Raw genomic sequence first — 25,324 nt, 5'->3', positions numbered from 1 at the left:
CATGAACACGATTGAATGTGATCTCTTGGTGATCGGTGGCGGCCTGGCTGGTTTTTGCGCCGCGCTCAGCGCTGCAGAGGCGGGCCAACACGTTGTGCTGCTGGAGAAGACTGCACAGACCGGCGGTTCCTCGGCGATGAGTGGTGGCTGCCTGGCCTTCGCCGGTACCGATTTGCAACGCAAGCATGGCATCACTGATTCATCCGAACTGTTGTTCACTGACCTGATCGAGGTGGGCAAAGGCGAGTGCGACGCGGACCTCGTCCGGCTCTATACGGATAATCAACTGGCTACTTACGAATGGTTGCGCACCCATGGCGTGGTGTTCTCGGATGTGATCGAAGCCGCCTCCGGGCAGTCGGTGCCGCGCGTGCACAATGTCGATCCGGCAGACATGGTGCGTTTGCTGGAGCAGACTGCCAGAGCCACCGGCAAGGTTGATGTTTTTATGGGGACCCGAGCCCGTCGTCTGCTCCGATCAGAGGCGGGCCGGGTGACCGGCGCACTGGCCGAGCAAGCTGGCGAGGTCATCACGTTCAGTGCGCGTAGGGCCGTGCTGCTGACCAGTGGTGGCTTTGTCCAGGATCGGGCGTTGATCCATCGTTTCGCACCCCAGTACGACAACGCGGTGTTCATCGGTGGCGAGGGCAACGAAGGGGATGGCTTGCGCATGGCCTGGGCGTTGGGTGCTGACGTGCGCGATCTGGCCTATATCAAAGGCACATTCGGCAAGCATCCGACCGACGATAACAATCACCATGCCTGCCTTGTCGTCTATAAGGGCGCTATTGCGGTCAACCAGTATGGCCATCGTTTCGTCGATGAATCGCAGTCCTACAAGCTGCTTGGCGATGCGGTGATGCAGCAGACCTATGGCGTGGCGTACCAGATTCTCGACCAGAGCATCATGGACAGCGGTGATAACCAGGTGCGCATTCTTGATTTCACTCGCCGTCTTGAGGAGGGCCTGTTCGTCGAAGCGCAGAGCCTGGAGCAACTGGCGCGTTTGATCGAAGTCCCTGAGGACGTATTGCTGGCAGAGGTCTCGGCTTATAACGAGGCGGTACGCAAGGGTGAGGCGCCCGCTTTCGGTCGCCGTCATCTGGTGCATCAGCACGGCCAGTTGTGCCCGATCGAACGTGCGCCGTTTTATGCCTATCCCTCCACGGCTGCGGTGTTTGGTACCTACTGCGGTGTGGTGGTGGATACGCAGATGCGCGTCCAGGACGTATTTGGCGAGCCCATTGAGGGGTTGCTGGCGGCTGGCGAGATGATCGGTGGTTTTCATGGCGCTGCCTATATGACCGGTTCGGCGCTGGGCAAGGCGGCGGTCTTCGGTCGTATCGCAGCCGCAACCGCCGGTACCGAATGACAGGGGGACAGACATGAACATTCTGGTTTTGCTGGCCGGGGTGGCGGATATCCGTTTCCCCTTGCATACCTTGAGTCTCGATGACGATGGGCAAATCCAAGAGCCTGCCAGCGCTCGTCGAGTGCTCGGCCCGTTCGATGAGGCAGCGCTGGAAGTGGCCCTGAAGTTGCGCGACGAACGCCCCGAGACACAGATTGATGTCTTGCTGCTTGCCGGTGCGAACAGCGAAAACCTATTGCGCACGGTGGCGGCATTTCGTCCGCATTCGTTGCGCTGCCTTGAGCTGGTGCCGGCTTGTCTCTGGGATGCACGGCTGACGGCGCAGCAAATCGCAGCGCTGATCGATCGCGAGCGACTGGCGCCCGACCTGCTACTCATTGGTCGGGAGTTTGGTGATCTCGACGAAGGCAGCATCCCGGTGCTGCTGGCCTGTCGTCTCGATCAGCAGCAGTTCTCCCTGGCCCAGTACGCGCAATGGTGCGGTGACACCGTACGACTGATACGTGAGCGCGGCACCTGTGAGGAGTGGCTGGACGTTGATCGACCGCTGCTTGCCAGCGTCACCAACGACAAACGCAATAAATTGCGCCATCCGTTGCTGAAAAACGTGATGGAAGCCAAGCGCATGAACTTTGCCAAAGCGAGTGCCCCGTCCGATAGTCCCGGTGCACTGTCGCTGGACGGTCTGGTCGCCGCCCAGGCCGCTGAGCGCGGGGGGGCTTGTCGAATGTTGGAAGGCGATGCCATGCAGCAGGCCAAGTCATTGCTGATCTGGATGAAAGAACAGGGAGTGAATCTATGAGCAGGCTGTTGGCGTTGATTCCCCAGGCCTGGGGTGATGAAGCACTCGATGCCGCGCTGGCCGCGGTTCAGAGCGTGGCCGTCAACGAAGAATTCGCTGTTGTTCTGCTGGGCGCTGAACCTGCTTCGCACGCAGCAGAACGGGCCGCCAGGGCTGGCGCCAAGCAGGTTTACCACGCCTTTCATGCAGAACTGGCTAGTTGCGAGGAGCCCGCTGTATTGGCCGTGGCGGCGAGCGAAGCCCTGCGTGCGATCCCGGTTTTTGCCAGTGGCGTATCACTAGTGTTGCTGCCGCCCGGCCCGGTGGGCGAAGAGTTCTGTGCGCTACTGGCGGATAAATTGAATGGCCGAGCCTTGGGACGCTGCATCGCGTTAAGCCGCGATGGTGACATGCTTCTGGCCGAGCGATCGTGCTGGGGAGGCCGCATGCGCGTGATGTTGCAAGTGGAGGAGGGTCCGGCATTCGCGTGCTTGCGCGCAGGCCGTCCTCATTTGTCCGGCCCGGTTGCGACCGATGTCTATACCTTGGCTCTGCATGCGGCATTGCCTCAAGCGCTGACGCTGGAGCGTCGAAAGAGTGGCCAGCATCTACCACCGCTTGATGGCGCCAGATTGATCGTGTCCGGGGGGCGAGGTGTGAACGAGACGGGGTTTAACCTGCTGGAAACCCTGGCCGTTGCGTGGGGGGGCACCCTCGGCGGTAGTTTGCCAGCGGTCGACGCCGGCATGGTGCCGGTGCTGCGTCAGGTCGGTATTTCCGGAAAGTACGTCAGCCCGGACATCTACCTGGCGGTGGGCATCTCTGGCACGGCACAGCATTTGGCCGGGGTCAGCCTGGAGAGTCGTATCGTGGCCATCAACAAGGATGCTCATGCGGATATTTTCAAGGTCGCGACGCTGGGGATAATTGGCGATTGGGAAACACTCTTGCCTGCGTTGCTGGCCGAAACGCGTAACGCTTGAGACAGAGGTAAATACTCATGCCAGTCAGTCCGCTGACTGGCATTTTTCGTTGTGCTCCACGCCGCCTCGCTATACCAGACCACGTCGTCCCTGGCGCAGGACGATGCTGGCATCGGCTGGCGGTCGGCGCTGAGCGTCGAGGGTGGCGAGTATAAAGTCGATAAACGCCCGGGTGCGCGGCGCGACAAATCGTGCTTTGGGCGTAACGGTGTAAAAACTGCGGCTACTGGTGCCCCAGTCAGGGAATAACTCCACCAATGCGCCGCGTGAAATAAGGCCGTTGACGAACACATCCAGCACATAGATGTAGCCCTGATCGGCCAGGGCGGCCTCGATCAGTGCATCAGAACTGTTGAAGTGCAGGCTGCCACGGGGAGTCAGCGTGTGGTTTTCAACCCCACGCTGGAATGACCAGTTGGATACGGCGTAGCGTCCGGGACCGAAAATACCCAGGCAGCATTGTGGGTCGAGTTCCTGCGGATGACACGGGGTATCGATGCTGGCCAGAAAACCAGGAGAGGCGCAGGCCACATAGTGAGCCTGATAAAGCGGGCGGGCGACCAGGTCGGCATCGTTCACTGAATCGATACGGATCGCGATATCGGTGCCGCTGGCGATCAGGTCTTCGGCATGATCGGTCAAGCGCAAGGCCACTGACAAACCAGGATGCTGAGCGGTGAACGCGGGCAGGGCCGGGCAGAGCAACGCTCGAGCGAAAGCGGCGGGTGATTCGATGCACAGCTGACCGCTAATTTCGCCTTTTTTCTGGCGTACCGAGGCTTCGGTTTCCTCTATTTGTCGCAACAGTCGGGTGCATTGTTCGAAATAACCCTCGCCTTCGTCGGTCAGACGCAACGAACGAGTGTTGCGCGACAGCAGGGTCACCCCCAGGTAGGTTTCCAGATTACGCACGCTTGAGGTCACCGTGGCATTGGCAATGTCCAGGGACTCGGCCGCTCGGCTGAAGCTGCCGCACTCCACCACCCTTACGAACACCTGCATGGCCCAGAGTCTGTCCATTGGTTCTTCACCTTTTCCTAATAGCCCATTAGCCGTGCCTCGCTCGAACGCACTCACAGCGAATCTTATAGTACCAGCCACTAAAGGGAGGCACTGAAAATGGCTGAGTTGAATTTCGATCTGATTGTCGTGGGGTGCGGCGTAGCCGGATTGTCGGCGGCAGTGGCGGGCGCCGAACGTGGACTAAAAGTGGCGGTGCTGGAGCGTGCGACGCGTGAGGAGCGCGGCGGGCAGAGTCGTTTCACTGAAGCCTATCTGCGCATGAAGGGACATGACGAAGTGACCGACGACTTCGACACCTTTCTTGCTGAGCATTCGGGCTATTACCAGGATCCGGATTTTGTTGTCGAGAGCCTCCGTGATCGAGAGAGTTGGTCGGCACAGACCCGCTCACTGGCATCTGTGGATGCCAGCGTCATCAGCACCTTTTCTTCTGAGGTCCCGGCCACCATTGATTGGCTGAAAAGCAACGGCGTGAAGTTCGACTTTTTGCCGACCCAATTCCTGACCAGCACTCAACCACGCTTACTGCCAGTGGGCGGTGGCGAGGCCATTGTGGAAGCGCTGGCGACCCAGGCCGAAGCGCTCGGTGCACACTTTTTCTATGAAACCACTGGGCGTGATCTGGTAACCGAAGGTTATGACAGGGTGATAGGGCTGCGGGCTTTGTCCCGTGAGCGCGGTGAGTTGGTTTTTCGTGGCGCGGTGGTGCTTGCCAGTGGCGGCTTCGAGGGTAACGCGGAAATGCTCACCCGCTATCTCGGGCCGCGTTCAGTTTACTTGCGCCCAGTGTGCAAGGGCGGTTACTACAATCGTGGCGAAGGCATCCAGATGGCGCTGGATGTCGGCGCGGCGCCCTGCGGAGAATATGGCAGCTATCACGCCGAGCCGGTGGATCCTCGCTCCGGGGTTTCCGAACCCTCAATCTTTATTTTTCCCTACGGCGTGCTGATCAACCAACAGGGCGAACGTTTCACCGACGAAGCGCCCGGTACGGTTGATGCCTGGTATGAGCGAGTGACTCGACAGATTTATCAGCAGAGCGAAGGCATTGCCTGGGTGATCCTCGATCAGAAGGTCAAAAACATTCCCAACTATCGTCTGGGTATTCGCACTGACCAACCGGCCATCGAAGCGTCAAGTCTGGTCGAACTGGCGGGTAAGATCGGCGTTCCGACAATTGCCCTGCAAAACAGTATTGCGCGCTACAACACCGCTTGCCGACCGGGTAACTACAAGCCTTTGCAACTGGATGGCGTCGCCACTGAAGGTCTGGTGCCGCCCAAAAGCAACTGGGCATTGCCGCTGGACGAGGGACCATTCCTGGCTTATCCGATCATTTCTGCCAACGTCTTCACGTTTGGCGGTTTGAAAGTCGACGAGCGTGCTCGTGTGGTCAATGCTGATGGTGCACCGATTGGTAACCTGTATGCCGCCGGCGAGACTGTCGGCCTGTACTTCGGTAATTACGCGGGCGGTACGTCAGTGCTCAAGGGGCTCGTGTTCGGACGTCTGGCCGGTTATGCCGCGGCGGATCAGCGGGGTGAACAATGAGTGTTGCAGTGGTGACTGGAGCCGGTGGGGCAATTGGCAGTGCGGTATGCCGATACCTGGCCGCCGAAGGCTACAAAATAGCAGCGCTGGATCTGGTTGAGCCTCTTGAACTGGGTGCTCGGATGCGCTTCTTCGCGTGCGATGTGGCGGCGCGCAATGCAGTGCGTAACGTGGTCGAAGAGATTGAAGAGCAGTTGGGGCCGATCACTGCGTTGGTTAACGTCGCCGGTATCGTCTCCAAGGGCAGCGCTCTGGACCTAAGCGTGAGCGAGTTCGAACGGGTCATGCGGATCAATGTCCTGGGCACCTTGATTCCTTGTCAGGTGATCGGACAGCTAATGGCTGAGCGTCAGCAGGGAGCCATCGTCAACATAGGCTCGGTGGTTGGAAAAAATGGTGGCAACGCCCGACCCTGGCTGGACCCGAGCGAGCAGAACAATGCGGGCAATGTGGCTTACGGCATGTCGAAGTCGGCAGTGCACACCCTGACTCTATTCCTGGCCAAAGAATTGGCGGGCCGTGGCGTGCGAGTCAATGCCGTGGCACCAGGACCGATCGCCACTGATATGACCACGACGTTTCCCGACAACTTGCGTGCGCTGATTCCGCTGGGCCGGTTGGGTCGCGCTGACGAAGTGGCGGCAGCAGTGGGCTTTCTGCTTTCAGACAAAGCGGGGTTTATCTGCGGGGAAATTCTCGACATCAACGGCGCACTCTGGTGCGACTGATTCAATCCAAGGAAAAAATGACAATGAAAAGTATCTACCTTGTCCTGGACATGCAGAACGATCTGGTACACCCGGACGGCGCCAGCGGCAAATCCCCGCTGGGTGAACAAGTCCGTAGCCGTGAGGTGATCGCCCGTACGGCTGCCGCAATCGCCAAAGCGCGTGCCAAGGGCATTCCAGTCGCCTACGTCCGTGTCGCCTTTTCTGACGATCATCGTGAGGCTAATCCGAACTCTCAGGTATTCGGCCCGATTGCCAGGAATGGCATTTTGAAAGCGTCAACCTGGGGTGGCGCGGTGCATGAGGCATTGGCCCCGCAGCCGCAGGATTGGGACATTGTTAAACACCGCGTCTCGCCGTTCTACGCTACACGCCTGGAACTGCTGCTGCGCCGCGAAGGTATCGAGCGCATCTATTGCAGCGGCGTGAGTACTCAGGCGGTCGTTCAAGCCACCGTTCGCGATGCCCATGACCGCGACTTCGACGTAGTGGTTCTGGAGGATTGCTGTGCCTCGCCTTCGGCGCAAGAGCACACCAATTCCATGGGCAGCATCGCACGCTTTTGCACCAGCGTTAGCGCCGATGCAGCGTTCGAGGATTCTGCGGCGCTTTTATAGGCAGCAGCGACAAAATCTTGTGAGCTGGCTTGCTGGCGACCAGATCAGGTCTTTTCTTCCTGAGCCGTTTTCTTCAGCCGATAGTCCAGCTGCGCCCGGCTCAGACCCAGCAGCGTAGCGGCTCGGGACACATTGTGTTCGCTGAGCCGCATCGCCACTTCGATATACACGTCTTCGATCTCGTTCAGGCGCACCGGGCCACGTTGCAGGGTACGTTGCGCCACAGCGAGCAACTGATCGTGGCTGGCTTTTTCCTGTTGGGCGATGCCGACACTGGGGGATGTGGCGTCCGGCAGGCGGATGCCGATGGTGGGGCCTGCGTCCCATCCGACAGTACCGATACGTTCAAGCTGGCCCCCCAACGCATCAAGCCCGGAAAGATGACGAATGTCGATGGCATCGCCATCATCGGAAAGGATGACTGCCCGCTCGATCACGTTTTCGAATTCACGAATGTTGCCCGGCCAATGGTAATCAAGGAGCATCTGCAAGGCTCGTGGGCTAATGCCGGTGAGGTGTCGGCCGTGCAACGTACAGAGTTTGCGCATGAAGGTATCGAGCAGCAAAGGCAAGTCGTCCTTGCGCTCGCGCAGAGGGGCGATGGTGACGGGGAACACGTTCAACCGATAGAACAAATCACTGCGAAAACGTCCGGCTTTGACCGCTCCAGCCAAGTCTTCGTTGGTGGCGGCGATGACTCGTACATCGACTTTTATGGTCTTGTTGCTGCCCAGGCGCTCCAGGTCCCCACTCTGCAATACGCGCAACAACTTGCCTTGCGCAGTCATGCTCAGGGTTGCGACTTCGTCGAGGAAGATGGTCCCTCCATGCGCAATTTCGAAGCGGCCGGGACGCGGTTCGGTGGCGCCGGAATAGGCGCCGCGCTGAACGCCGAACAGTTCTGATTCGATAAGCTGTTCAGGAATCGCAGCGCAGTTGATTTCGATGAAGGGTGTTGTTGCGCGCTGGCTGTTGGCATGCACTTCATGGGCAAACATGGTCTTGCCTACACCACTTTCCCCGAGCAACAGCACAGTCGCGTTGGTACCGGCGACGCGCAGGATCTTGTGTAGCGCGGAGTGATAAGCGGCTGAACCGCCAACGGGACGATCAAGCCCGTCGGCAGAGCGGGCGAGATCTTCCAGACCAAATGGCGCAGGCTGGGGAGCGATTGCTCGGAGTTTCGACGGTGAGACAGGTACCGTCCGACGGTGGTCGGTTGCTCGAGGTTGGAAATATTTGAGATCTTGCTCGGCATCGTCCCAGGCCTCCGCCGGCTTTGCGATGACACGACAGTGTTCGTGGCCGCACGCCTGGCATTCCACTTCCCGCACCAGAAAGCGTCGACCCATCAAGCGTGTCATGAAGCCGGAGCTGTAACCCACTTCCATCCAGCAGATAGGGTCGGTACTGATCTTGTTGGCAGCGATATGCACTTCGCTTTCAACCGAGTGCTTCCAGGTGAACTCGCCGTAGAAATGGCCTTTGGCTTGATCGAACTCAATGCAGATCGGTGAGACCTCGACAATCCCGGAAAGCGCATGCAGCTGTCCGCCGGCCGCCAGGATTTCCAGCTCACTGCCAGTACCGCGTGCCTGGATCGCTAAATCGGCGTCGCGCAACCCGGTCAGATAACCGATTCGGGTAAACAAGCCTCGGGTGAACTCGACGCCATTGCTTTCCAGCAACTCTTGACGCATCGCCCCAAAGGCTTCGACGTGCATCAGCATCATGCGTTTTTCACCGAGCCAGATGCGTCCTTCTTTCGGATTGAAATAGAGGCGGTCAGTCAGGTCCTGCATGTCTGGAAAACGCAGGTCAGTAATGATGTTGATGCCGTGCTGATTGCGATAGTGATGATCGGCCTGGCCTGCGCCTTTCTCTTCATGAGTCATGTAATTGGCCTGCCTTTATTATTGTCATTATTCCAACCTGAAACGGATGCCAAGTCTGTGCCAAAGGTCTCGCAGAACGGTAAATCTGCCTCGATCGCGGCTGCTCAGCCTGTTCGGCACGACGCCGAGATTGTTTGCCAGTGAGAATGAGGGTGGCACGGATTGGGAATGTACGAATATTCCTTACCAAAATTCAAAGATTTTCGAAAATTCGCAATAGCTGTTCCTCGCCGAGCGGTTAACCGGTGTCAGGTTTTTCTCATGGTGACCTTTGTTAACTAATTGAATTAGATAGCTAAATTTTTTAATTCCAACCTGTTTAACAAGTTGGCATTGCGCTTGCTCTTGTCCTCTTGAATCTGTTTTTCCTCGAGCTCTCCAGGAATTGCAGTCATCCAAAAACAATAAGGGGTGCAGACAAAGTGGCAGAAATTCACTCGTTAGCCTACGTCGGTTTTGGCGTCAGCGACCTCGATCAGTGGCAATGGCTGGCGACCGAAATCATCGGTATGCAGGTCAGTCGCCGTGATGAGCAGAGCATGAGTCTGCGCATGGACGAATACTGCCAGCGTGTCTTCCTCGAAAAGAATGCCATCGACGACATTCTGGTAGCGGGTTGGCAGTTTCGCACCGAGCAGCAGTTGGACAGTTACGTTGCCCAATTACGGGAAAAAGGTATTCAGGTCGAGGTCCTGTCTGACGAGCTCCTGTGCCGGCGGATGGTTGAAAAAGCCTACAGTTGCCAGGACCCGAATGGCTTCGCTCATGAGTTCTTCTTCGGTCACGCCGAGGCCGGGTTGAACGATGTGTTTCGCTCGAAGGTGCTCAAAGGCGGTTTCGTCACGGGTGATCTGGGTATCGGGCACATCCTGCCATTCGCCAAGAATGGCCCTGAGACGGTGAAGTTCTACAAGGACGTGCTGAACCTGCGGGTCAGCGATTACATCCGCGAAGAGATCAAACCCGGCATCGTGGTGGACGCCACGTTCTTTCACACCGCCACGGGGCGCCACCACTCAATCGCCACCGCTCAGGCGCCGATGCCTAAGGTACTCAACCACTTCATGGTCCAGGTCGAGCGGATGGACGATGTTGGTCTGGCCTACGACCGCTGCGTGAAAGCCGGTATCCCGATCATCCTTGAGCTGGGCCACCACCCGAACGACCAGACCTTTTCCTTCTATGCCCAGAGCCCGTCGGGATTCAACTTCGAGATGGGTTGGGGCGGTCTGGTCATCGATGAAGACCATTGGGAGGTCAAGGCCTTCACCAAGATGAGCGACTGGGGCCACAAGCGAAACATTGTCCTCTGATCGCAACAGCGCTACCGCCAGTGGTCGCGCCATTGAACACCAACGAAGGGCCGTGTGCGCCCGCAGCACCGTGAGGGTCACCTGATGCTTAATGCCATCCAATCCAGCAGCACGCCCGTCAATATGCCCGTGGCGGTCGCAACCGCCGATTTTTGCAGTGCCATGCGCCAACTGGCCGGTACCTGCGTGGTGATCGCCACCGGTGATGACAAGGAACGGGCAGGGTTGACGGCCACTGCGGTCTGCTCGATCACTGCCGACCCGCCGCGCCTGTTGATTTGCGTCAACCGCAATGTCTGGGCCAACCCGGTCATCAAGCGTGCGGCCGCTTTCAGCATCAACGTACTGGCCCATGGGCAAGAGTCCATCGCCAAGCGCTTCGCCGGGATGGTGGAAGGCGTGTCCGGTGAGGCGCGCTTTGCCGAAGGTCACTGGGAGTCGGGTGTGACCGGTGTACCGGTACTCGAAGACGCCCTGGTCAGTTTTGAGTGTCGTTTGGCCCAAGTGATTCCGGCCAGCACCCACGACATGTTTATCGGGGAAGTGATTGGCGTCTGTGGCCTGCCGGAGCAGGACGGACCGCTGATGTACTTCAACAGCCAGTTCGCCGCGCTCAAGTAAGGCCCGCAGGGGCATTCACTACGCCGGTATAACAAGAAACCAGAGAAAACAGGCCATGAATAATTTCGTCAAGCAGACCGAGACATTGGGCACTCACGAAGTGCCGAGCGAAGAAGAGTTGTTGCAGCGAGCTCGCGCGCTGATACCCATGCTACGGGAGAAGGCAGAATCGGTGGAACAGAACCGAATGGTTTCAACGCAAACCATTGATGCCTTCGTCGAGGCGGGATTCTTCAAGATCTTGCAGCCCCGGCCTTATGGCGGCTGGGAAATGAACCCGGCGGTATTCTACAAGGTACTGATGGAGCTTGGCCGTGGCTGCGGCAGCAGCGCCTGGAACATGATGATCCTCGGCATTCACCAATGGGAATATGGCTCCCTCAATGACCAGGCCTGTCAGGATGTATGGGGCGAAGATAATACAGTCATTACCGCCTCGTCTTACCCGCCTTTCGGCAAGGTCGAAGAAGTCGATGGCGGCTACAACATTAGCGGGACGTGGAAAACCTCCAGCGGTTGCGACCATGGCAAGTGGGCCTTCCTGGGTGGTCTGCGGCGTGATGCCAGTGGTCAGGTCATTGACCGTCTCTCAATGCTGGTACCCAGTTCGGTTTGGGAAATCGAAGATGACTGGTTCACGTTCGGCCTGGCCGGAACCGGTAGCAAAAGCCTGGTGATCAAGGAAGCCTTTGTTCCCTATCACCGGGCTCACAGTCTGATCCAATACGAGTACAGCGATCGTCCGGCCCACTATCTCTATCCGTTCAGCCAAATCTTTTTCGGCGCTGTTTCGGCAATGATCGTGGGTATGGGCCAAGGGGCTATCGACGAGTACGTCCGGCAGATGCAGGTGCGTACTAACACCACCGACGGTGGCGGGGCCGCGCTTAGTCCCTACGTCAAGGATCGCCTTGGCAATGCTGTCGTCCGCGTGCGATCGGCCCGGGCTCGGCTGTTGCAAATGATGGCTGAAAGCACGGCGGTGGTTGAGCGTCGTGAGTTGGTACCGACCTTGGACCGGGTTCACTACATGCTGGATATCGCCCGTGTGGGTCGTGACTGCGAAGAGGCGGTGATGCTGCTGTTCAAGGCTACTTCGGCGCGTGGAATTTATTTAAACAACCCTCTGCAGCGAATCTTGCGTGATGTCATTGCAGCGTCTAATCACATTACTCAAAACGCCGATGACACTGCTGGAATGCTCGGCGCTTATCTGCTGGGTCAACAATTACCACCGATGGTTTTCGGTCTTGAACCGGTATCGATCAACGATTGATTGGGGTGAATCAGTTTCTCTGGCTTGATCTCCGCTGTCGACTTTCTGCTCGGCAGCAACCCAATAAAAATAAAAAGACGGTTTACCGTCCCTTGAGGTTGTTTATGTCCAGACATACAGATCGGCGTACTGATTCTGCTTGTGCGTTTGACAAGGGCTTACGACTGGCTACGTTGAGTGCGGCAATAATGGGGTGTGCGATATCGCCTGTTCAGGCATTCGAGTTTGATACGAGTAATCCTGATTTTAAAGTGCGATTTGATAATACGGTAAAATATTCAGCGGGTGGGCGGGTCAAGGAACAGAGCTCGAAGTTAGTAGCCAATCAAAACCTGGACGACGGTGACCGAAATTTTGATCGGGGTTTGATTTCCAACCGCTTCGATCTGTTCTCAGAGTTTGATTTGTCATACAAGAAAGTGGGGGTTCGCGTCAGCGGAGCGGCTTGGTATGACGATGTCTACAATAGACGTAATGACAATGATTCTCCCAATACGGTCAACTCCGTCAGCGTTGCCAGCGACCAGTTCACACGGGAAACCCGTGACTTGCACGGTCGCCAGGCTGAATTTCGCGACGCTTTTGTCTACGGCAATTTTGATCTTGGCGAGGACATGTGGGGTGTTGCACGTCTTGGCCAGCATTCGCTGGTGTATGGTGAAAGTCTATTTTTTGGTAATAACGGTATTGCTGTCGGGCAACAACCCATTGACGCGGTTCGTGCGCTGACAGTGCCTAACTCGCAATACAAAGAGTTGGGTCTTCCGGTTAAACAGTTCTCCACCCAACTGCAACTAACACCGACAGTGTCAGTCGGTGGTTATTATCAGTTTGAATGGCAACCTACGCGGATTCCTGCCGCGGGTAGCTACTTCAGCCCGGCCGACCTGGTCGATGAGGGCGGTGAACGGATTATCGCGGCTCTGGCACCTGGTGTTGGCCCTGTCGCATCGTTTTATCGCGCCAAGGACATCGAGCCTCGCAACTCCGGCCAGTGGGGTTTGCAATTGCGTTACCGCTCCGAAGCTCTAGATACCGACTTCGGTCTTTATGCAATCAATTATCACGCCAAGGACTTTCAGACGCAGGTGCGACCCGGTAGCGGCGTTACACCGAATTCGCCCCCGGACAAGATCGGCGAGTACATGCTGGTGTATCCCGAAGACATCAGATCGTATGGCTTCAGTGCCAACCGGGGCATTGGTGATGCCAACGTGGCATTCGAAGCGTCGATTCGGGAGAACGCTCCGCTGGTCAGCCTGACTGTCACTGACCTGGCGGGCGATGGCGACAATAACCACAACCGTTTGTATGCGGTAGGTCGTACGGCGCACGCCCAGGTCAACACTATCTACGTCATGCCTGGCAACAGCTTGTGGGACGGCGCCAGCTTGCTCGCGGAGCTGGCCTGGAACCGCACGCTCAGTATCCAGAAGAATGCAGACAACCTCGATCCCAACACGACCCGAGATGCGACGGCGCTTCGCGTGGCGTTCATACCAACGTACTACCAGGTCATCAATGGCATCGATCTGTCGGTACCCATGGGGTTCAGCTACGGCATCGATGGGCGTTCTTCGGCGGTCGGCGCCTTCAGCACTTACAAGGCCGGAGACTACAACGTAGGACTCTCGGCTGAGTACCTGAAGAAGGTGACGTTCACCTTGGCTTACAACGGTTACTACGGGCCGTCGGGGCCGATTATCGATTCAGCGGGGGTGAAGACGTTCAAACAGGTTTACGCCGACCGAGATTTTGTTTCGCTTAGTGCTTCCTACACTTTTTGAGGACTCGTCATGCACAACAATAAGATCACCCAGTTGCTGGCTTGTCTGTCCCTTTCGCTGTCGGTCTGCGCCGCTCACGCGCAGGTCAGTTCGGCTGATGCGCAGGCGCTGAAGAGTACCCTGACGCCGATGGGCGCGGAGCGTGCCGGTAATGCCGACGGAAGTATCCCGGCATGGAATGGTGGTTATACCCAAGTACCTGCTGGCTACCAACAGGGTCATCGTCAATTTGACCCGTTCAAAGATGACAAACCGCTGTACAGCATTACTGCCGCCAACATGAATCAGTACGCCGATAAGTTGGCCGATGGTGTCAAACAGATGCTCAAGGACAACCCGTCGACCTTCCGGATCGACGTCTACCCGACACGCCGCACGGCGGCAGCACCGCAGTGGATCTATGACAACACGTTCAAGAACGCGACCAATGCGACGTTGGATGGCGATGGTTTGATGGTGAAGGGCGCATACGGCGGTGTGCCGTTTCCGATACCCAAGACTGGTATGGAAGTGCAGTGGAACCACCAAACTCTGTGGCGGGGTGAGTCCACACATGCCAAATACAAGGTCTGGACCACTACGGCTGATGGTCAGAGGGTGTTGGCCACTGCTGCGGAGGACGAGGCGCAATACCCTTATTACTACAAAGAGGGATCGGCAGCGACTGTGACGGAGCCGAACTACATGCTTGCCATCCAGTTGACTTACGCCCCGGCGTTTCGTGCGGGTGAGGCGTTGATGGTGCACAACGTCACCGACTACGTGAAGGGTCGTACGCTCTGGCAATACCTGGCTGGACAGCGCCGAGTACGTCGCGCGCCGAGCATCAACTTCGATACGCCCAATATGGTCGCTTCGGGCGTTAACTTCGTCGATGAGAACTACGGCGGAACAGGCTCTCCGGAACGCTACGACTGGAAGCTGTTGGGCAAGAAGGAAATGATCATTCCTTACAACAGCAACGAGTTGTTGGTGCACGGTGATGAGGAGGTCATGGGGCAGCGGCACGTCAAACCGGAATTCATGCGCTGGGAGCTACACCGTGTCTGGGAAGTCGAGGCAACGCTCAAACCTGGCAAGCGTCATGCGGTGCCCAAGCGAATGTATTACTACGACGAAGACAACTGGGGTAACGCGATCATTGATGGTTGGGATGCCGAAGGCACCTTGTGGCGCACCTCGTTGAGCACCCCGTTTGTTGCCCCGGATATTCCGGCCACTGTGAACTTCTGTACCGGTTTCTTCCACGATCATCGTACCAAGGCCTGGATGTACAACTGCGCCATGGGCGACTCCGGTAACGATCAATTTTCAATCGTCGAGCGTCGTCGCGAAACGTACTTTTCCCCAGAGTCGCTGACGAAAATGAGCGCACGTTGATCTGAGCGGACAGGCTCTCTTTTTCAGGAAAAGTGCCTGTCTGCTTTACCGGAGGTTTGCCTTGAATAATAAAAATCATGCTGCTGCGTGCGTGCTCTCCCTGTGTCTGGTCGGCTGGATCGGGCAGATGAGTTTTGCCCACACTGCGACGTCCAGGGATGTAGCGGACACGCTGGAACAGAAAGCAGTGATTTCTGTACAAACGTCCCGTGTGGCACTGAACACCGCCGCCTCGGCTGGCGAGCGACTGGTGGTGGCCGGTGTGCGTGGAACCATTCTGTATTCCGACGACCAGGGCCAACACTGGAAACAGGCCAACGTACCCGTATCGGTCAGCCTGACCAGCCTGTGCTTCAACGACAAGGCTGTCGGTTGGGCGGTCGGGCATCGCGGAGTGATTCTGAAGACCGTGGACGGTGGTCAGAACTGGGTGCGGCAACTGGATGGTTTTCGCGCCGCCCAAGCGATTCTGCAGCAATACCACGACGATCCCGAACATGTGGATGACGCTCGTCGCCTGGTCGATGAGGGGGCCGACAAACCATTCCTCGCTGTGCAATGCATGGGCGCAGGTCGCGCTCTGGCGGTTGGCGCCTATGGATTGGCGTTCGCTACCGGCGATGGCGAGCATTGGACGCCTGCGCTTTCGGTACTTGCTGGCAGCGATTCGCACCATCTCAATGCCGTTCAACTGCTTGGCGGCCAGGTTTATCTGGCGGGCGAGCTGGGCGGGCTGATGCGTATTGACGCCGACTTACAACATTTCACCCGGCTTGATGAGCCTTATGACGGCAGCTTCTTTGGCCTGCTTGCCACCCCATCCAACACCTTGCTGGCGTTGGGCCTGCGGGGGCACCTGTTCCGCTCGGATGACCGTGGATCGAGTTGGCACGCGGTGGCGCTGGCGACCAGCAAAAGCCTCACCGCCGCGACCCTGTTGTCCGATGGCAGCGTATTGCTGGCGGATGAGTCTGGCGCGGGCTGGCTGAGTCGCGACGATGGCCGATCGTTCAGACAGGTCAGCCCGGAACAACGCTTCCCCCTGGTCGCCCTGCTGGCCACCCGTGATGGTGGAAGCCTTGCGGTCGGCATTCAGGGCATCACTCGATTTTCGCCAGGCGCTTTGCGCTGAGCCCGCATCTAGAGAAGGTTACTGACTATGGCTATCAGCTCTTCCGATGGCTTCACCACCATCGCCTCCCTGGCGGACTTCGACAAATACTCTGGCAATCGCCTGGAGCGGTTGTTGTTCAATCATCGATTCTGGGTGATTGGATTTTGTCTGCTGCTGACCCTGCTGTTGAGCATTGCCGCCAGCCAGGTACGGCTCAACGCCAGTTTCCTCAAGACCATTCCCGAGCATCACCCGTTTACGCTCAATTACCTCAAGCACGCGAATGATCTAAAGGGCGCAGGCAATGCTGTGCGCATCTCCGTGGCGCTGCGCGGTGAAGGCGATATCTTCAGTGCGGAGTACATGGAAACGCTGCGTCAGATCAACGATGACCTGTACCTGGTGGCAGGCGTGGACCGCGCCTTCATGCGCTCGCTCTGGACACCGGCGACCCGTTGGCAGGGCGTGACCGAGGAGGGCTTCGACGGTGGCCCGGTGGTACCCGACGGCTTCGACGGCAGCGCCAAGAGCCTGGATTCTCTGCGCGTCAATGTTGAGCGCTCCGGCGAAATCGGCCAACTGGTGGCGCAGGACTTGCGCTCGACCATTGTTTATCTGCCGTTGCTTGAGGTCGATCCGAAGACCCATCAAGCGCTGGACTACAAAGTGCTTTCCGACAGTCTTGAGCAGCTGCGTGAGCGTTATCAGGCCAAGGGTGTCGACATCCACATCATCGGTTTCGCGAAAGTCATGGGTGACCTGATCGAAGGGCTCTATGCGGTTCTGGCGTTCTTTGCCGTGGCGGTGCTGATCACCTCGCTTATCCTGTATTTATTCACCCGTTGTGTACGCAGTACAGTGGTGGTTCAAGTCTGCACGTTAATCGGGGTTATCTGGCTGCTCGGCCTGTTGCCGTTGCTCGGTTACGAACTCAATCCCTATTCGATTCTGGTGCCTTTTCTGGTCTACGCCATCGGCGTCAGTCATGGGGCGCAGAAGATGAACGGCATCATGCAGGACGTCGGACGCGGCACCCACACACTGATCGCTGCGCGCTACACATTCCGTCGTTTGTTCGCCGCAGGTATCACTGCGTTGCTGGCCGATGTGGTCGGCTTTGCTGTGCTGACAATCGTCGACGTACCCGTCATCAAAGAACTGGCACTGATCGCAAGTCTCGGCGTGGGCATCCTGGTTTTCACCAACCTGGCCTTGCTGCCGATCATGCTGTCCTTCACCGGTGTTTCGCCTCGGGCCGCGGCACGCAGTCTGCAGCAGGAGTCGGTTGAACAGGGTGCCCGGCCACGTCTGCTGGTGCGCCTGCTGGAACGTTTCACGCGACCGCGTCCTGCCGCGGCGGCCATTGTGTTGGCGTTGGGTGTTGCCGCGGGGGCTTTGTGGGTGGGCAAGGACCTCAAGGTCGGCGATCTCGACCCTGGCGCCCCGGAGTTACGTGCTGACTCGCGTTACAACCGCGACAACCACTTCATGATCGAGCATTACCAGGCGAGCAGCGATGTGTTCGTCATCATGGTTGAAACCCCACCGGGTCAGTGCGTCGACTATTCCACCTTGCGCAAAGTCGAGGAACTGGAGTGGCGTCTGCGGCAGTTGCCGGGTGTTGAGACCACCCACTCAATTGCGGGTTTGGCACGCACGATCAACGTGGGGATGAACGAGGGCAACTTTAAGTGGGACGAGTTGCCCCCTAACCAGTCGATGATCAATGCGGCCGCCATGCGCTCGCCTCGCGAGCTGTTTAACGGTAACTGCGACCTGCTGTCGATCTACGCCTTTCTCAAAGACCACAAGGCCGACACCCTGGCGTCCGTGGTGCAGACCTCCGAGCGCTTCTCCAGTGAATACAGCGACGAACACGCGCGCTTCGTCATGGCTGCGGGGAATGCGGGCATCGAAAGCGCGACCAATATCGTGGTGAAAACGGCCAACGAGCACATGCTCCTGGGCGTTTATCTGGTGGTGACGCTGCTGTGTTTCATTGCGTTTCGCTCCTGGCGGGCCGTGCTCTGCGCCGTGCTTCCTCTGATCCTTACCTCGTTATTGGCCGAAGCGCTGATGGTCAAGTTAGACATGGGCCTGAAGGTCGCGACCTTGCCGGTGGTGGCATTGGGTGTCGGCATTGGCGTGGACTACGCGTTGTACATCCTCAGCGTCACGCTGTTTTGGTTACGGCGTGGCGCCAGCCTGGCTCAGGCCTACCGCCAGGCACTTCTATTCACCGGGCGAGTGGTGGTGTTTACCGGTTTGACCCTCTCTCTGGGCGTGGTCACCTGGGTGTTCTCCCCGATCAAGTTTCAGGCCGACATGGGCGTTCTGCTGACCTTCATGTTCCTTTGCAACATGTTGGTCGCGCTGATTCTGGTGCCGGCACTGGCCTGCTACCTGTTGTCACCCGCCAAGCCCGCTGCTGAACCCATCACGGTCATCAAGGAAGCCACTGTATGAACCAGGAACGTATTAACCAGGTAAGCCGGAATATCGAGCTGCAAGCAGCCGACCCGTTGAGTCTCTGCGTCGCCCGACGGGCGCTGGATACGGCTCTGCAACACGCTGAAAAAAATGGCTGGTTGGTCAGTGTTGCGGTACTCGACGGCGGGGGGCACCTGCTGGCCTTCGGTCGGGGTGCCGGGGCGCCGTTGCACACCATCGACATTGCTCAGGACAAGGCGCTGACGGCGGTCTCGTTCGGCATGTCCACCGCAGACGTTGGCGAGCGCCTGCGTAATGCCCCGGATCACGTGCGCAGCTGTTTGATGTTACGTCCGCGCCTGGTACCGATGGGCGGGGCGCTGCCGTTCAGGGTTGGAGAACGTCTGGTGGGGGCCATTGGTGTTTCCGGTGCCAGCGAAGAGCAAGACGACGAATGCGCCGCCGCTGGCTACCGGGCCGTCGTCCTGAATAAGCAATGAATTTTCGCCAGACATGGCAGGAGCAATCGAGTGAGCGAATTAGACATAGAAATCGAGCGCATGGGCCGTCAACTGTTCACCGCGCTGAATCAGGCCGCGCCCATCGCGCCGCTGACCGAAGCCTGTCCAGGCTTGACGATCGAACAGGCGTATCGCATCCAGCAGCATTTGATTGACCTTCGCCTTGCACGGGGTGAGCGGATCATCGGGAAAAAAATCGGGGTCACCAGCCAACCCGTGATGGACATGCTGGGCGTCAACCAGCCGGATTTTGGTCAACTGACCGACGCCATGGTGGTCGAGCAGGGTACATCAGTAGCGATGCGCACCTTGATTCAGCCCAAGGCCGAAGGGGAAATCGCCTTCATCCTTAAACACGATCTGGCCGGCCCTGGCGTAACGGTTGCCGATGTACTGCGAGCGACCGAGGGGGTCATGGCGTGTTTCGAAATCGTCGATTCGCGGATTCGCGACTGGAAAATAAAAATTCAAGACACCGTGGCCGACAACGCCTCCTGTGGCGTGATCGTGCTGGGTGATCGCCTGGTCGATCCACGCAAGCTCGACCTCTACACCACCGGCATGGTCCTGGAAAAAAACGGTCGGGTAGTCGGTTGTGGTGCCGGCGCTGCAAGCATGGGTTCGCCGGTGATTGCCGTGGCCTGGCTGGCCAACACACTCGGCCGCCTGGGCATGAGTCTGAAGGCCGGGGAAGTGATCCTGTCGGGAGCACTCTCAGCCATGGTGCCGGTTATCGCCGGTGACAACTTGCGTGTGAGCATCGCCGGAATCGGTGGTTGTTCTGTGCGTTTTGACTGATTTTTTCGGAGATTATTGATGGGTAAGAAACTCAAGGTCGCGATCATTGGTCCGGGCAATATCGGCACTGACCTGATGATCAAAGTGATGCGTAATGCCAAGTACCTGGAAATGGGCGCAATGGTCGGTATCGACCCCGCCTCGGATGGGCTGGCCCGCGCTGCCCGCATGGGCGTGGCGATTACCCATGAGGGGGTTCAAGGGCTGGTCAACTTACCGATATTCGACGAAATCGACTTTGTCTTTGACGCCACGTCGGCCGGTGCTCATGTCAAGAACGATGCCTTCCTGCGGTTGATCAAGCCGAATATCCGCCTGATCGACCTGACCCCGGCGGCCATCGGCCCGTACTGCGTGCCGGTGGTTAACCTGGAAGAACACCTGGGCCAGCTCAACGTCAACATGGTCACCTGCGGCGGTCAGGCCACCATTCCAATGGTGGCGGCGGTGTCTCGGGTGGCCAAGGTCCACTACGCCGAAATCGTCGCCTCGATTGCGAGTAAATCGGCAGGTCCCGGTACCCGCGCCAACATCGACGAGTTCACCGAAACCACTTCCAAAGCTATCGAAGTGATCGGCGGTGCGGCCAAGGGTAAGGCGATCATTGTCATGAACCCGGCCGAGCCGCCGTTGATGATGCGCGACACGGTTTTCGTGCTGTCCGAGGCCGTTGATCAGGCGCTGGTCGAAGCCTCCATTGTCGAGATGGCGGCGGCCGTGCAGGCCTATGTACCAGGCTATCGCCTGAAGCAGCAGGTGCAGTTCGACGTGATTCCAGAAGACGCGCCGCTGCATATCCCGGGCATGGGCAGCTTCTCGGGCTTGAAGACCTCGATCTTCCTCGAAGTCGAAGGCGCCGCCCACTACCTGCCAGCCTACGCCGGCAACCTCGACATCATGACCTCCGCTGCCTTGGCCACCGCCGAGCGCATGGCGCAGTCGATGCTGAACGCCTGAGGAGCTATTTGATGACTTTCAATCCCGGCAAAAAACTCTACATCTCCGATGTGACCCTGCGTGATGGCAGTCATGCCATTCGCCATCAGTATTCGATCCAGAACGTGCAGGACATTGCCCGCGCCCTGGACAAGGCCAAGGTCGACTCGATCGAAGTCGCCCACGGCGATGGTTTACAGGGTTCGAGCTTCAACTACGGCTTTGCTGCCCACACCGACCTGGAGTGGATTGAAGCGGCGGCCGATGTCATCAGTCACGCCAAGATCACCACCTTGCTGTTACCTGGCATCGGCACGGTGCATGACTTGAAAGCGGCCTACAACGCCGGTGCCCGGGTGGTGCGCATCGCCACCCATTGCACCGAAGCGGATGTCTCGAAACAGCACATCGAATACGCCCGCGAACTGGGCATGGACACCGTCGGCTTTCTGATGATGAGCCACATGATCCCGGCCGAGCAACTGGCCGCACAGGCCAAGTTGATGGAGAGCTACGGTGCCACCTGCGTCTACATGGCCGACTCCGGCGGGGCGATGAACATGCAAGACGTGCGCGAGCGCTTCCGTGCGTTCAAGGCCGTGCTCAAACCGGAAACCGAAACCGGCATGCACGCTCACCATAACTTGAGCCTGGGCGTGGCCAACTCGATCACTGCGGTGGAAGAGGGCTGCGATCGTATCGATGCCAGCCTGGCGGGCATGGGCGCCGGTGCCGGCAACGCGCCGCTGGAAGTGTTCATCGCCGCGGCCGAACGCCTGGGCTGGAACCATGGCACAGACCTTTACACCCTGATGGATGCGGCGGACGACATCGTTCGTCCGCTGCAGGACCGCCCGGTGCGGGTCGACCGCGAATCCCTGGCGCTGGGGTATGCCGGGGTCTATTCGAGCTTCTTGCGTCACGCGGAAATCGCCGCCGCCAAGTACGGACTCAAGACCGTCGACATCCTGGTTGAGCTAGGCAAGCGGCGCATGGTCGGCGGTCAGGAAGACATGATCGTTGATGTCGCTCTCGATCTGCGCAACAGCGTTTCTCACTGAATCCACTCACAACAATAGGAAAACAACAATGAGCACATTTACCGAAGCCTCCACCAGCAAGTTCGTGCAAACCCCCGAGTGGAACATCCACTACAACGAAGCCGGCGAGGGCGAAACCGTCATCATGATCCACGGTTCTGGCGCCGGGGCAACAGGTTGGGCCAACTTCCATCGCAACGTGGATGACTTCGTCAACGCGGGTTATCGGGTCATTCTCATGGACTGCCCTGGGTTCGGTAAATCCGACCCCTTGGTCACCGCCGAACCACGTTTCGTGATCAATGCCCGGGCGGTAAAAGCGCTGATGGATGGGTTGGACATCGACAAGGCACACTTGGTTGGCAACTCCATGGGCGGCGGCACCGCACTGGGCTTTGCCGTGGCCTCGCCGGAGCGCCTGGACAAAATGATCCTCATGGGATCGGGCGGGGTAGGGCGTACCAGTATCTTCACGCCATTGCCCATGGAAGGTATCAAGCTGTTGTTCGGTGTTTACCGCGAGCCGACCCTGGTAAATCTGAAAAAAATGCTCAATGTTTTTGTCTACGATTCGAGCGCTCTCACCGAAGAGCTGATTGACCTGCGCCTCAAGAGCATTCTGGACAAACCGCATCACCTGGAAAATTTCCTGAAGAGTGTCGACCTGAGCAAGTTCCAGATGGGTGATTTCACCGACAACTTGCCCGATATCAAGGCCAAAACCCTGATCACCTGGGGCCGCGATGACCGCTTTGTACCTATCGACTGGAGTCTGAAGCTGCTCAACGGGATTCCTGACTCGCGTCTGCACGTCTTCAGTCAATGCGGGCACTGGGCGCAGTGGGAACATGCCCCTGCGTTCAACCGTCTGGTCATCGACTTCCTCAAGCACTAAACCCTCGCCTGAACAGTGCTGTTCAAGCCTCCCTGTGCGCTTGCGTGCAGGGGGGCATCGAGCACGGATGACTTACCTCCTGCATCACAAGCAGATAGACCAGGAACGGATATGCACCACTACGACGTAATAGTGTTGGGCAGTGGCAACGCCGGGCTTTGCGCGGCACTTTCCGCACGTGAACAAGGGGCTCGAGTGGCCCTGCTCGAACGAGCGCCCCATGAGCATCGGGGGGGAAATTCAGCACACACGGGTGGCGCCTTTCGCGTCGCCTATCAAGGCGTGGATGACCTGCGCCAGTTGATGCCGGACCTGCTCGACAGCGAGATCGAAAACAGCGATTTCGGCAGCTACACCCAGGACGAGTTCTTCGGTGAACTGGCCACGTTGAGTCAGTACCGCTCCGATCCGGAAGTCCTCGATACGGTCGTCTCCCAGAGCTTGCCAACCTTGCGCTGGATGACCGGAAAGGGCGTGCGGTTCATGCCGATCTACGGTCGCCAGGCATTCAAAGTGGAGGGTAAGTACCGCTTCTGGGGAGGCCTGACTATCGAGGTCTCCGGCGGCGGACTGGGTTTGGTCGAGGCGCTGCTGCGACGCACCGAACAAGACGGTGTTGAGCTGCACTACGGCTGTCGAGCGCAGGGTCTGGCTCGCGACGAGTCGGGGAAGTGGATGATCCGCTGCGCCGATGGTCGACGCTTCCTGACCAAAACCGTGGTGATCGCCACGGGTGGCTTCCATGCCAATTTGGCGTGGCGCGCCAAATACCTGGGACCGGGTTGGGATCTGGCCAAGGTGCGCGGGACACGTTACAACACCGGCGACGGAATCCGCATGGCCCTGGAGAGCGGGGCTGTGGCGCATGGCAACTGGTCCGGCTGCCACGCGGTGTTCTACGACGTCAATGCGCCGGAAATTGGCGATATCAACCGGCTCAACCAGCAGAAAAACTATTTCCACCTTGGCGTGGTGGTCAACAGCGACGGCAAGCGTTTTATCGACGAAGGCCTGGATTTTCGCAACTACACCTACTCGGGGATGGGCGCCAAAGTGATGCAGCAGCCGGGTGGTGTCGCCTGGCAGATATTTGACCAACACAGCCACGACCTGCTGCCGGACGAATATCGCGTACGTCAGGCCACGCGCATCCAGGCTGACACCCTCGAAGAGTTGGCTGCGAAACTCGAAGGCGCCAATGCCAATGCACTGCTCGAAACCCTCCGTGAATACAACACGGCGGTGAACCAGGAGATTCTTTTCAACCCGGCAGTGCGTGATGGTCGCTCGACTCAAGGGCTGGCGATGCCAAAGTCTAACTGGGCAAACCCACTGGATCGACCGCCCTACGTCGCCTATGCGGTGACGTGTGGCATCACCTTCACCTTCGGTGGGTTGAAGGTGAACAACCAGGCGCAGGTCATCGATGAGGAAGACCAGCCGATTCCTGGCCTGTACGCCGCCGGTGAGTTGGTCGGCAACCTCTACTACGTCAAATATGCTGGCGGCGCTGGCCTGACTTCCGGCTCGGTACTGGGACGTATCGCCGGTGCCGAAGCTGCCCGATTGCAGATTTGACGGACCAGAGGGATGTCTTGCCCAGGTCCTTAGTTAGCCAAGTAAGGCCCGACTTCCGGGCACTACATGCTGGATATAAGGGATGAACATAAAAAAAATAATTCTGACGTTACTTGCCTTGGCATTGTTGGCGCTGCCATTCTGGCTGGGAAGTCTCGAACCTAAGCAAAACCTCGCAGGGCAGGTATATATATGCCAAGTCCTTAACGTCCCCTGCAGCCTGCCTGTTACGTTTAAGGGATGGCCGCAATAGAAAGAACGGCTCATGGCCTACGACAAATATCCAAGTGTTTAGTGGCGTTGAGCCGGCACGTTTTCGTTGAGGTCTGAGCCCTTCGAGCCAATCCAGTGCAATTGATACCGTCGGCCTGATGACTGCTCCTCCGATTGGCTGTAGATAGAACTCGATAGCATGGCTTGGAGTTATTCCCTTTCTTGTTCTTGATACACCCTGAAAACAAGTCCAGAATTGAGTCTTTTCCTGCTTCGGCAAGAGAAGAAACCCCTTACAATGGGTAGGACGCTAGATGCGAGTCTCGTTTCCCTCTCCAAAAACGTAAAAAAAAGCCGCTCACTGAGCGGCGTTTTTGTTTGCGTGTAGTTTTGTTGGGCTGCGTCGAAGAGAGATCACAGCCTCTGTTTTCCTTCCTGCCGAAGCTGCCTCTAAACCCGTTCTTGAGGCCTG

The 25,324-nt window shown here is 58.0% G+C and carries 21 protein-coding genes; 19 read left to right on the top strand and 2 right to left on the bottom strand.

Annotation, left to right across the window (positions count from 1 at the left end; all coding sequences use genetic code 11):
- The first annotated feature begins 1 nt into the window (after nucleotide 1).
- Genes ACN1C3_RS24085 through ACN1C3_RS24075 form a run of 3 tightly spaced genes read left to right on the top strand, consistent with a single transcriptional unit; the run spans nucleotide 2 to nucleotide 3,136 of the window.
- Nucleotides 2-1,372 carry a flavocytochrome c gene (locus ACN1C3_RS24085; RefSeq protein WP_419118247.1) on the top strand — a complete coding sequence of 457 codons (1,371 nt, stop codon included), beginning with the start codon at nucleotides 2-4 and terminating at the stop codon, nucleotides 1,370-1,372.
- 13 nt (nucleotides 1,373-1,385) lie between these two features.
- Nucleotides 1,386-2,174 (top strand): electron transfer flavoprotein subunit beta/FixA family protein, encoded by a 789-nt coding sequence (locus ACN1C3_RS24080; RefSeq protein WP_419118246.1) that lies wholly within the window; start codon nucleotides 1,386-1,388, stop codon nucleotides 2,172-2,174.
- Entirely contained in the window at nucleotides 2,171-3,136 is a 966-nt protein-coding gene (locus ACN1C3_RS24075; protein ID WP_419118245.1) for an electron transfer flavoprotein subunit alpha/FixB family protein, read from the top strand. Before ACN1C3_RS24080 ends, ACN1C3_RS24075 begins: the two co-directional genes overlap by 4 nt.
- Nucleotides 3,137-3,205: 69 nt before the next feature.
- Here ACN1C3_RS24075 and ACN1C3_RS24070 read toward each other — a convergent pair whose 3' ends face one another.
- Nucleotides 3,206-4,156: a LysR substrate-binding domain-containing protein gene (locus ACN1C3_RS24070; protein ID WP_419118244.1), complete on the bottom strand. Its 951-nt coding sequence runs from the start codon at nucleotides 4,154-4,156 to the stop codon at nucleotides 3,206-3,208.
- A 99-nt stretch (nucleotides 4,157-4,255) separates the two neighbouring features.
- Between ACN1C3_RS24070 and ACN1C3_RS24065 the strand changes: the two genes are divergently transcribed.
- Genes ACN1C3_RS24065 through ACN1C3_RS24055 form a run of 3 tightly spaced genes read left to right on the top strand, consistent with a single transcriptional unit; the run spans nucleotide 4,256 to nucleotide 7,055 of the window.
- Complete coding sequence (locus ACN1C3_RS24065) at nucleotides 4,256-5,710, top strand: FAD-dependent oxidoreductase (RefSeq protein ID WP_419118243.1); 1,455 nt, start codon at nucleotides 4,256-4,258, stop codon at nucleotides 5,708-5,710.
- The gene (locus tag ACN1C3_RS24060; RefSeq protein WP_419118242.1) at nucleotides 5,707-6,438 is read left to right on the top strand and encodes an SDR family NAD(P)-dependent oxidoreductase; all 732 of its coding nucleotides are present in this window, start codon (nucleotides 5,707-5,709) and stop codon (nucleotides 6,436-6,438) included. The genes ACN1C3_RS24065 and ACN1C3_RS24060 overlap by 4 nt, the downstream gene beginning before the upstream one ends.
- A 23-nt stretch (nucleotides 6,439-6,461) precedes the next feature.
- Nucleotides 6,462-7,055, top strand: a complete 594-nt coding sequence (locus tag ACN1C3_RS24055; RefSeq protein WP_419118241.1) for an isochorismatase family cysteine hydrolase — start codon at nucleotides 6,462-6,464, stop codon at nucleotides 7,053-7,055.
- Between the two features lie 44 nt (nucleotides 7,056-7,099).
- Here the strand turns inward: ACN1C3_RS24055 and ACN1C3_RS24050 are convergent, their stop codons facing one another.
- Nucleotides 7,100-8,950: a sigma 54-interacting transcriptional regulator gene (locus tag ACN1C3_RS24050; RefSeq protein WP_419118240.1), complete on the bottom strand. Its 1,851-nt coding sequence runs from the start codon at nucleotides 8,948-8,950 to the stop codon at nucleotides 7,100-7,102.
- A gap of 422 nt (nucleotides 8,951-9,372) precedes the next feature.
- On the opposite strand from ACN1C3_RS24050, the gene ACN1C3_RS24045 reads away from it, so the two are divergent.
- The 13 genes from ACN1C3_RS24045 (at nucleotide 9,373) to tcuA (ending at nucleotide 24,639) form a co-directional block, all read left to right on the top strand.
- The gene (locus ACN1C3_RS24045) at nucleotides 9,373-10,263 is read left to right on the top strand and encodes a VOC family protein (protein WP_419118239.1); all 891 of its coding nucleotides are present in this window, start codon (nucleotides 9,373-9,375) and stop codon (nucleotides 10,261-10,263) included.
- A gap of 84 nt (nucleotides 10,264-10,347) precedes the next feature.
- A complete protein-coding gene (locus tag ACN1C3_RS24040) occupies nucleotides 10,348-10,884 on the top strand; it encodes a flavin reductase family protein (RefSeq protein WP_419118238.1) in 537 nt (178 codons plus the stop codon).
- A gap of 55 nt (nucleotides 10,885-10,939) precedes the next feature.
- A complete protein-coding gene (locus ACN1C3_RS24035; protein WP_419118237.1) occupies nucleotides 10,940-12,160 on the top strand; it encodes an acyl-CoA dehydrogenase family protein in 1,221 nt (406 codons plus the stop codon).
- 104 nt (nucleotides 12,161-12,264) lie between these two features.
- The gene (locus tag ACN1C3_RS24030; RefSeq protein WP_419118290.1) at nucleotides 12,265-13,947 is read left to right on the top strand and encodes a DUF1302 domain-containing protein; all 1,683 of its coding nucleotides are present in this window, start codon (nucleotides 12,265-12,267) and stop codon (nucleotides 13,945-13,947) included.
- 9 nt (nucleotides 13,948-13,956) lie between these two features.
- Complete coding sequence (locus ACN1C3_RS24025; RefSeq protein ID WP_419118236.1) at nucleotides 13,957-15,327, top strand: DUF1329 domain-containing protein; 1,371 nt, start codon at nucleotides 13,957-13,959, stop codon at nucleotides 15,325-15,327.
- Nucleotides 15,328-15,388: 61 nt separating this feature from the next.
- Complete coding sequence (locus tag ACN1C3_RS24020; RefSeq protein ID WP_419118235.1) at nucleotides 15,389-16,459, top strand: WD40/YVTN/BNR-like repeat-containing protein; 1,071 nt, start codon at nucleotides 15,389-15,391, stop codon at nucleotides 16,457-16,459.
- 27 nt (nucleotides 16,460-16,486) lie between these two features.
- Entirely contained in the window at nucleotides 16,487-18,907 is a 2,421-nt protein-coding gene (locus tag ACN1C3_RS24015; RefSeq protein WP_419118234.1) for an efflux RND transporter permease subunit, read from the top strand.
- Entirely contained in the window at nucleotides 18,904-19,371 is a 468-nt protein-coding gene (locus tag ACN1C3_RS24010) for a GlcG/HbpS family heme-binding protein (protein WP_419118233.1), read from the top strand. Before ACN1C3_RS24015 ends, ACN1C3_RS24010 begins: the two co-directional genes overlap by 4 nt.
- A 60-nt stretch (nucleotides 19,372-19,431) precedes the next feature.
- On the top strand, nucleotides 19,432-20,190 hold the full coding sequence (gene dmpE, locus ACN1C3_RS24005; RefSeq protein WP_419118289.1) for a 2-oxopent-4-enoate hydratase: 759 nt from the start codon (nucleotides 19,432-19,434) through the stop codon (nucleotides 20,188-20,190).
- An 18-nt stretch (nucleotides 20,191-20,208) separates the two neighbouring features.
- Nucleotides 20,209-21,147 (top strand): acetaldehyde dehydrogenase (acetylating), encoded by a 939-nt coding sequence (locus ACN1C3_RS24000; RefSeq protein ID WP_419118232.1) that lies wholly within the window; start codon nucleotides 20,209-20,211, stop codon nucleotides 21,145-21,147.
- 11 nt (nucleotides 21,148-21,158) lie between these two features.
- Nucleotides 21,159-22,187, top strand: coding sequence for a 4-hydroxy-2-oxovalerate aldolase (dmpG, locus tag ACN1C3_RS23995; protein ID WP_419118231.1), 1,029 nt, complete (start codon nucleotides 21,159-21,161; stop codon nucleotides 22,185-22,187).
- 28 nt (nucleotides 22,188-22,215) lie between these two features.
- Nucleotides 22,216-23,061, top strand: a complete 846-nt coding sequence (locus tag ACN1C3_RS23990; protein ID WP_419118230.1) for an alpha/beta fold hydrolase — start codon at nucleotides 22,216-22,218, stop codon at nucleotides 23,059-23,061.
- 111 nt (nucleotides 23,062-23,172) lie between these two features.
- The gene (gene tcuA / locus ACN1C3_RS23985; protein WP_419118229.1) at nucleotides 23,173-24,639 is read left to right on the top strand and encodes an FAD-dependent tricarballylate dehydrogenase TcuA; all 1,467 of its coding nucleotides are present in this window, start codon (nucleotides 23,173-23,175) and stop codon (nucleotides 24,637-24,639) included.
- The last annotated feature ends 685 nt before the right edge of the window (nucleotides 24,640-25,324 follow it).

Origin of the sequence: Pseudomonas sp. H11T01, from assembly GCF_048515765.1 — a bacterium.
GTDB lineage: Bacteria > Pseudomonadota > Gammaproteobacteria > Pseudomonadales > Pseudomonadaceae > Aquipseudomonas.
The sequence above is the reverse complement of the archived record's forward strand: the minus strand, read 5'-3'. Positions and strand labels throughout refer to the sequence as shown.